We start from the raw sequence: 7,885 nt of genomic DNA on the forward strand, positions 1-7,885 counted from the left end.
CAAGTGAAAGCCGTGAATTCCGGGGCCCGCCCCGGACCCGCGATGGAAGGTCAGCCACGTGTCTGCCGCTGATACCAAGGCCGTCGGGCCGCCGGTCCCCGTACCACCCGACCCGCAGGCGACCGGGAAGTCGTCCCTCGACGACGAGGCGCCCCGGGTGCAGAAGAGAAAGCGGAAGAAGGGCGAACTCCTCCCCTACTTCCTGATTCTCCCGGCGATCGTGGCGATCGCCGCCGTCTACCTCTACCCCCTCGGCAAGACGGTCATCATGTCCTTCCAGGACATGGGCCGGCGTGAGCTGTGGACCGGCGACCCCGCCCCCTGGGTCGGCTTCGAGCAGTTCACCAACATCCTCGGCGACTCCGAGTTCTGGTGGGTCACCTTCCGCACGATCGTCTTCATGGCCATCTGCGTGACCCTGACCATGGGCATCGGGCTGCTGGTCGCCCTGCTCATGCGCAAGCTCTCCACCTGGGTCCGGCTGGTGCTCACCGCCTGCCTCATCGCCGCCTGGTCGATGCCGCTGATGGTCGCCGCCTCGATCTTCCGCTTCATGGCCGACTCCGACTACGGCCTGATCAACACCCTGATCGCCAAGGTCGTCGGCGAGGACTGGCTCGGACACAACTGGTACCTCAACCCCGTCCAGGGCTTCGGCATCATCACGCTGCTGGTCGTCTGGGGCGCCATCCCGTTCGTCGTCGTCACCCTGTACGCCGCCCTCACCCAGGTCCCCCAGGAACTGGAGGAGGCCGCCGCCCTCGACGGCGCCAGCGCCTACGGCATTTACAAGTACGTCACCTGGCCGGTCATCAAGCCGGTCTTCACCATGGTCGCCACCCTCTCGGTGATCTGGGACTTCAACGTCTTCGGCCAGATCTGGCTGCTGCGCGGCAACAAGCCCGAGCCGGAGTACGAGACCCTCGGCCTCTACTCCTACTCCAAGGCGTTCGAGTCCACCTCCTTCAGCCAGGGCACCGCGATCGCCCTCATCACGGTGCTGCTGCTGTCCGGCGTGGCCGTGTACTACCTGCGCCAGCTCATGAAGACGGGAGAGGTCGAATGAGCAGCACGACCCAGACGACACAGGCGCTGCGGCCCGACCGCAAGAAGAGCCGGCTTCACTTCGACCTGCTCGGCCTCGGCATCGCCCTGGTCATGGTCTTCCCGGTCTACTGGCTGGTCATCAGCGCCCTGCGGCCCAACCGGGAGATCCGCAGCTACGACCAGACGCTCTGGCCCACGTCGATCACCTTCGACAACTTCGTCCGGGCCACCGAGCAGCCGAACTTCTCCACCGCCATCCAGTCCAGCCTCATCGTCGCGGTCACCGCGGTGGTCGGCGGCATGATCATCGCGACGCTGGCGGCCCTGGCGATCGGCCGGTTCCGGTTCTTCGGCCGCAAGGCCCTCGTCCTGATCATGATCCTGGTCCAGATGCTGCCGCCGACGGCGATGCTCATCCCCATCTACGCCCAGCTCAACGCGATGGGCGGGATCGACGAGTACTGGGGCCTGATCGTCGTCTACCTCGTCTCCACGCTGCCCTTCGCCACGATCATGATCCGCGGCTTCGTCGTGAACATCCCGGTGGAGCTGGAGGAGTCCGCGATGGTGGACGGCTGCACCCGCTTCCAGGCCTTCCGCCGGGTGATCTTCCCGCTGCTCGCCCCCGGGCTCGCCGCCGCGTCGATCTTCGCCCTGGTGAACGCGTGGAACGAGTACCTCTTCGCGTACATCCTGATCAACGACAACTCCAAGTACACGCTGAACGTCTGGCTGATGACGTTCACGACCGAGCGCGGAACGGACTACGGCGCCCTCATGGCCGCATCGACCATGATCGCCATTCCCGTCGTCGTGTTCTTCATGATCATCCAGAAGAAGATGGCCACCGGCCTCACTTCCGGCGCCGTGAAGGGATAGTGCGGGCCCATGACCACCCTCGTCTCCACCACGGACACGGTGACGCGCGACGCGCTCGCCGTGCTCCAGCCCGGATTCACCGGAACCACCGCACCGGACTGGCTGCTGCGCCGCGTCGGTGAGGGCCTCGCCTCCGTGGGCCTGTTCGGCCGCAACATCACCTCGCCCGAGCAGCTCACCGCCCTCACCGGGCGGCTGCGCGCCGAGCGGGAGGACGTCCTCGTCGCCATCGACGAGGAGGGCGGCGACGTGACCCGCCTGGAGGTCACGCACGGCTCCTCGTTCCCCGGCAACTTCGCGCTCGGCTCGGTGGACGACGTCCACCTCACCCGGGCCGTCGCCCAGGAGCTCGGCCGCCGGCTCGCCGAGTGCGGCGTCAACCTCAACTGGGCGCCGTCCGCCGACGTCAACTCCAACCCGGGCAACCCGGTCATCGGCGTCCGCTCCTTCGGCGCCGACACCCGGCTGGCCGCCCGGCACACCGCCGCGTACATCGAGGGGCTCCAGGCCGCCGGTGTCGCCGCCTGCACCAAGCACTTCCCCGGACACGGCGACACCGCGGTCGACTCGCACCTCGCGATGCCCCGCATCGATGTGGACATCGACACCCTGCACGCCCGTGAGCTGGTCCCCTTCCGGGCGGCCATCGCCGCGGGTTCCAAATCGGTGATGAGCGCGCATATCCTGCTTCCCGCACTCGATCCGGACCGCCCGGCGACCCTGAGCCCGCAGATCCTCACCGGTCTGCTGCGCCAGGAGCTGGGCTACGACGGCCTGATCGTCACGGACGCCGTGGAGATGGACGCCATCGCCGGTGCGTACGGCATCGAGCGCGGGTCCGTCCTCGCCCTCGCGGCGGGCGCCGACGCCATCTGTGTGGGCGGCGGCCTGGCCGACGAGGAGACGGTGCTGCGGCTGCGCGACGCCCTCGTCGCGGCCGTGCGCAGCGGGGAACTGACCGAGGAGCGGCTCGCCGACGCGGCCGCCCGTGTACGAGCCCTGGCGTCCTGGACGCAGAGGGCTCGGGGGGACATCCGGGAGTCGGGCGCGGCAGTGCAGGAGGGGACCGCGCCCGGCACCGGAGTCAGCTCCGACATCGGTCTGATAGCCGCCCGCCGCGCGGTCCGGGTGACCGGCTCCGGCGACCGGCTGACCGAGGCGGCGTACGTGGCCTCGTTCGGCGCGGAGGCGAACATCGCGGTCGGCGACGAGACCCCGTGGGGCATCGCCGCCGAGCTGGAGCGGATCCTGCCCGGCACCGGCACGGACACCTACACCGAGGGGGCCACCGCCCCGGCGGACGCGATCCTGGCGGCGGCGGGGGAGCGGCGCATCGTCGCCGTGGTCCGCGACGAGCACCGGCACGCCTGGATGGGCGCTGCGCTCGACGCCCTGCTGGCGGCGCGCCCGGACACGATCGTGGTCGAGATGGGCCTGCCCCAGTCGACCCCGAGGGGATCGCTGTACCTGGCCACCCACGGCGCGGCGAGGGTCTGCGGCGTAGCAGCAGCAGAATCCCTCACCGACACGAAGTCCTGAGAGCAACGACTCCAACGCGGTCGGGCCGACATCAAGTCGGCCCGACCAAAATCAAGCCCGTCCGGCCACTTCAAGCCTGTCCGGCCACTTCAAGCCGGTCCGGCGATTGAGGACAAGGCCCTGAGCTCTGGGGGCCCGGGCTCACATCCCCGGGAGGGCCAAAAGCAAGCCCGTCCGGCCACTTCAAGCCCGTCCGGCGATTGAGGACGAAACCGGGGGCCCGGGGGCCCGCGCCCGACCCTCGGGCCGGGCCGAAATCAAGCCCGTCCGGCGATTGAGGACAAGGCCTCCCGCCGGGCGGCCCGCACCACACGGCAAAGGGCCGGGACACCACAACGGCGTCCCGGCCCTGAGCCCTACAGGAACACGGAATCAAGGGGCGAGGGCCGAGGCCCTACAGCCCCTGCCACCCCGGCTTCGCCGCATACGTGGCCCGAAAGTAGTCCGCCAACTTGAGCTTCGACGCCGCAGCCTCGTCCACCACCACCGTCGCATGCGGATGCAGCTGAAGCGCCGACGCCGGCACGATCGAGGCGACCGGCCCCTCCACGGTCTGGGCCACCGCCTCCGCCTTGCCCTCACCGGTGGCCAGCAGAATCGGGTGCCGGGCATCCAGGATCGTCCCGATGCCCTGCGTGATCACGTGGTGCGGCACCTGCTCGATGTCGTCGTCGAAGAAACGCGCGTTGTCGACCCGGGTCTGCTCGGTCAGCGTCTTGATCCGGGTGCGCGAGGCGAGCGAGGAGCACGGCTCGTTGAAGCCGATGTGCCCGTCCGTGCCGATGCCCAGCAGCTGGAGGTCGACGCCTCCCGCCTCCGCCAGCGCCCGGTCGTACGCCTCGCACGCCGCCTGGACGTCCTCGGCCGAGCCGTCGGGGCCCATGAAGGAGGCCTCGGAGAGGCCGAGCGGCTCGACGACCTCGCGCAGCACCACGGAGCGGTACGACTCCGGGTGGCCCGCGGGCAGCCCGACGTACTCGTCGAGCTGGCAGATCCGGGCGCGCGAGGCGTCGACCGCGCCGGAGGCGACCTTCGAGGCGAGCGCGCGGTAGATGGGCAGGGGGGTCGAGCCGGTGGCAACGCCGAGCAGGGCGTCGGGCTTGCGGGCGAGCAGTGCGGCGATGGCCTCCGCGATCAGTTCGCCGCCTGCCGCGGCGTCCGGGACGATGACAACTTCCACGCTGTGCCTGCCGATCTGACTAGGGGAGGAGGTGGTATAGACCAATCAAACTCCAATTTAGCAGAATCGGGCAGCTGTGCGGTGGTCAGTCCGCGCATCGGCGGCCCGCCTCCCCGCCCGCCCCGGCCCGCTGGCGGCCCGTGGAATTGCCTGGTCGACTTGTCCGGTACGGCGACACCGCAGCCGACAGCGCAGGGAGGCCCCCACATGTCCGCCACCCCTCCGGCCGGCCGGAGCGGCCAGGGCGACGAGCCCGGCCGCATCATGTCCGGCGAGATGGCCGAGCAGCCCGCGATGCTGCGGCGCATCCTCGAACAGGGCGCGCCCCGCATCCAGGAGGTCGCCGCCGAGATCGCCGCCCGGAAGCCCCGGTTCGTGCTGCTCACCGCGCGGGGTACGTCGGACAACGCCGCCCTGTACGCGAAGTACCTGCTGGAGATCCGCCTGGGCCTGCCCTGCGGCCTCGCCTCGATGTCCACCACGACGGCCTACGGCGCCCGGCCGGACCTGCGGGACGTCCTGGTCGTCACCGTCAGCCAGTCGGGCGGCTCACCGGACCTGGTGGCCTCCACGCGGGCCGCCCGGGAGGCCGGGGCCGTCACCCTCGCTGTCACCAACAACCCGGACTCCGCGCTCGCGGCGGTGTCCGAATACCACATCGACATCCTGGCCGGTCCGGAGAAGGCGCTCCCGGCCACCAAGACGTACACCGCCTCCCTGCTCTCCCTGTACCTCTTCGTGGAGGGCCTGGCCGGCAACGACGGCACGGCGGCCGCCGCGGGCCTGCCCGACCTCGCGGGCGCGATCCTGGGCCGCCGGGCCGAGGTCAAGGCGCTGGCCTCCCGCTACCGCTTCGCCGGCCGCATGGTGATCACCTCGCGCGGCTACGGCTACCCCACGGCCAAGGAAGCGGCCCTCAAGCTCATGGAGACCAGCTACATCCCCGCCCTCTCCTACTCCGGGGCGGATCTGCTGCACGGCCCGCTGGCGATGGTCGACAACGTCTCCCCGGTGATCGCCGTGGTCACCGACGGCCGGGGCGGCGAGGCCCTCCAGCCGGTCCTGGACCGGCTGCGCGGCCGCGGCGCCGACCTCTTCGTGGTCGGCCCCAAGGTCCAGGTGGAGGCGGCGTCGGCCGGCTTCTCGCTGCCCACGGCGGGCGTTCCGGAGGAGTTGCAGCCGATCCTGGAGATCCTGCCGCTGCAGATGCTGGCGTACGAGGTGACGATCGCCCGGGGCCAGGACCCGGACGCGCCCCGCGCCCTGGCCAAGGTCACCGAGACCCGCTGACAACAGCGGACCGGCCCCCGAAACACCCGCGGGCCGCGGCGCCAGGACAGGACCCTCAGCCCGCCCGGCACCGCAGCCCGGAGATACCTGGCCGGCGGTGTGCGGTGCCTCCGGCCACTTGAGGCACCGGCGCGGTCAGGGCAGAGAGCGTCGGGTGCCTCGGTCCACTCTCCTGTGCGGGGAGAGCGGAGGTCTTGAAGAACATTGTGGACTAGACCAATACGCGTGTCCATCCGTGTGCACCACATTCTCGGGCCGACCGCCGAGCCTGTCCATCGTTGTACCCCACTGCACGGCTCATCCGCCCCAGCGGTTCGAACGCCTTCGGTAACCCCAGGTACGCTCCACCCGTGCCCTCCATGAACGACCTCGTCCGCCAGCACACCGCTCTGAGCGACACCGACCTCGAGTGGCTCCATCTGCTGGTCTCGGAGTGGCAGCTGCTCTCCGACCTGTCCTTCGCCGACCTCGTGCTGTGGGTGCCCACCCGCGACGGCACGCGGTACGTCTCCGTCGCCCAGATGCGCCCCAACACCGGGCCCACCTCCTACCAGGACGACATGGTCGGCCACCTCGTGCCGCGCGGCCGCCGCCCGCTGCTGGACGCGGCCCTGGACGAGGGCCGGATCGTGCGCGAGGGAGACCCGGAGTGGCGCGAGGAGGTGCCCGTACGGGTCGAGTCCATCCCCGTACGCCGTGAGGGCCGGGTGCTCGGCGTCATCGCCCGCAACACCAACCTGCTCACCGTGCGCACCCCTTCCCGGCTGGAGCTCACCTACCTCCAGTCCGCCTCCGACCTGGCCCAGATGATCGCCGCCGGGTCCTTCCCCTTCCCCGGCCAGCAGGTCGACATGGACGCCTCCCCGCGCGTGGGCGACGGCCTGATCCGGCTCGACGCCGACGGGATCGTGCAGTACGCCAGCCCCAACGGCCTCTCCGCCTACCACCGTCTCGGCCTCGCCTCCGACCTGGTCGGCCACCACCTCGGGACCACCACCGCCGAACTGGCCCCGTCGCGGGGGCCGGTGGACGAAGCCCTGGTCAAGGTCGCCAGCGGTTACGCGCCCCGCGAGTTCGAGGTGGAGTGCGCGGGCGGGGTGATCCAGCTGCGGGCCATCCCGCTCAAGCCCAAGGGCGTCCGCATCGGCTCCCTGGTCCTCCTCCGGGACGTCACCGAACTGCGCCGCCGCGAGCGCGAGTTGATCACCAAGGACGCGACCATCCGGGAGATCCACCACCGGGTGAAGAACAACCTCCAGACGGTGGCCGCCCTGTTGCGCCTCCAGTCCCGCCGGATGGACTCCGAGCAGGGCCGCGAGGCCCTCAACGAGGCGGTCCGGCGCGTCGGTTCGATCGCCATCGTCCATGAGACGCTTTCCCAGAATCTGGACGAGCGGGTCGAGTTCGACGAGATCGCCGACCGGGTCATCGCGATGGTGTCGGAGATCTCCCCGGGCAAGGTGACCTGTCGGCGCACCGGACGCTTCGGCATCCTCGACGCCGAGGTCGCCACCCCGCTCTCCATGGTGCTGACCGAGGTGCTGCAGAACGCCCTGGAGCACGCCTTCGCCGTGGCCGACCACGGGACGGTCGAGGTCTCCGCCGTGCGCGGCGGATCGCCCACCGAGGGGCGGCTGCTGATCACCGTCACCGACGACGGGCGCGGCCTGCCCGAGGGATTCGACCCGAAGCAGGCCGGCAACCTCGGGCTCCAGATCGTACGGACACTGGTGGAGGGGGAGTTGGGCGGCACGTTCGGCATGGTCCCGGCCCCCGAGCGCGGCACCCAGGTGGTGCTGGACCTCCCGGTGCAAGGTCTCAAGTAACCGAGCGCACACAGCGGAGCGGGGCCCGGCCCGGGGTACCGGCCGGGCCCCCGCCGGGGGGCGGACCGTTGGTTGGGCCTCGGGGGTGGGCGGCCGGGGCCGCGCAGGCGGGGGGGGGCGGGCG

At 70.7% G+C, this 7,885-nt stretch carries 6 protein-coding genes; 5 read left to right on the top strand and 1 reads right to left on the bottom strand.

Annotated elements, in window-relative coordinates; translation table 11 throughout:
• Positions 1-58 precede the first annotated feature (58 nt).
• The 3 genes from ACFWM7_RS31345 to ACFWM7_RS31355 are packed head-to-tail and all read left to right on the top strand — an operon-like array spanning position 59 to position 3,465.
• A complete protein-coding gene (locus ACFWM7_RS31345; RefSeq protein ID WP_383267071.1) occupies positions 59-1,066 on the top strand; it encodes a carbohydrate ABC transporter permease in 1,008 nt (335 codons plus the stop codon).
• Positions 1,063-1,926 (top strand): carbohydrate ABC transporter permease, encoded by an 864-nt coding sequence (locus ACFWM7_RS31350; protein WP_383267074.1) that lies wholly within the window; start codon positions 1,063-1,065, stop codon positions 1,924-1,926. Before ACFWM7_RS31345 ends, ACFWM7_RS31350 begins: the two co-directional genes overlap by 4 nt.
• Before the next feature lie 9 nt (positions 1,927-1,935).
• Entirely contained in the window at positions 1,936-3,465 is a 1,530-nt protein-coding gene (locus tag ACFWM7_RS31355; RefSeq protein WP_383267076.1) for a glycoside hydrolase family 3 protein, read from the top strand.
• A gap of 394 nt (positions 3,466-3,859) precedes the next feature.
• Here the strand turns inward: ACFWM7_RS31355 and nagB are convergent, their stop codons facing one another.
• The gene (nagB, locus tag ACFWM7_RS31360; RefSeq protein WP_383267079.1) at positions 3,860-4,645 is read right to left on the bottom strand and encodes a glucosamine-6-phosphate deaminase; all 786 of its coding nucleotides are present in this window, start codon (positions 4,643-4,645) and stop codon (positions 3,860-3,862) included.
• Positions 4,646-4,852: 207 nt separating this feature from the next.
• Here nagB and ACFWM7_RS31365 point away from each other — a divergent pair, with 207 nt between their 5' ends.
• Positions 4,853-5,935: an SIS domain-containing protein gene (locus ACFWM7_RS31365; RefSeq protein ID WP_383267082.1), complete on the top strand. Its 1,083-nt coding sequence runs from the start codon at positions 4,853-4,855 to the stop codon at positions 5,933-5,935.
• Between the two features lie 359 nt (positions 5,936-6,294).
• Positions 6,295-7,761 (top strand): sensor histidine kinase, encoded by a 1,467-nt coding sequence (locus tag ACFWM7_RS31370; RefSeq protein WP_383267084.1) that lies wholly within the window; start codon positions 6,295-6,297, stop codon positions 7,759-7,761.
• Positions 7,762-7,885: the final 124 nt, after the last annotated feature.

The organism is Streptomyces sp. NPDC058375 (assembly GCF_042723425.1).
Taxonomy (GTDB): domain Bacteria; phylum Actinomycetota; class Actinomycetes; order Streptomycetales; family Streptomycetaceae; genus Streptomyces; species Streptomyces durocortorensis.